Origin of the sequence: Megasphaera cerevisiae DSM 20462 (assembly GCF_001045675.1) — a bacterium.
Taxonomy (GTDB): Bacteria; Bacillota; Negativicutes; order Veillonellales; family Megasphaeraceae; genus Megasphaera; species Megasphaera cerevisiae.
Map to the genome: position 1 here is coordinate 1 of NZ_LEKT01000200.1, position 518 is coordinate 518.

1 protein-coding gene is annotated in these 518 nt (G+C 34.4%); it reads left to right on the plus strand.

The window, feature by feature from the left end:
* A partial coding sequence (locus tag AB840_RS15725) for a hypothetical protein (RefSeq protein WP_048515741.1) occupies nucleotides 1-237 on the plus strand: 237 nt, incomplete at its 5' end.
* Nucleotides 238-518: the final 281 nt, after the last annotated feature.

Genomic DNA, 518 nt, shown 5'->3' on the forward strand with positions numbered 1-518 from the left:
GATTCTGAAGAAGTGACACGTGATAATGTCATCGACAAAGTAGAATCTTACGAAGGTGAAAAGTTAGATACAGATACGTATACATTTAAAGAACCTGAAAAAACAAGTGACGGTAAATGGGGATTCTCATATGATGATAAAGACGGTAATTTAGCCGGCTCATATACTGTTGATACAGATGATGGTTATGTGACTAAATATGACGAAAACGGGGACAAAATTGGTTCAGGATATTAGGACTTGAATTAAATTAGAAAAGTCCGCTAAATATGTAAAACTATATGTATGTCTTGATTGTTAACTAGATATAAAAATAACTCCCAGCCACGATAATAATCGCATGGTTGGGAGTTGTTTTTGTATTATGAGTGTTTAGTATGTTTTTGCCAAGGCATTGGTATGTGTAAGTGCATTAAATCGAATTTTTTAATAAGTGTACCAATAATAAAGGCGAGTACTAGACTTGTGATAGCTACGGCGATGATTGTAATCGCTGATGAAACTGGATTGTTAAAGCC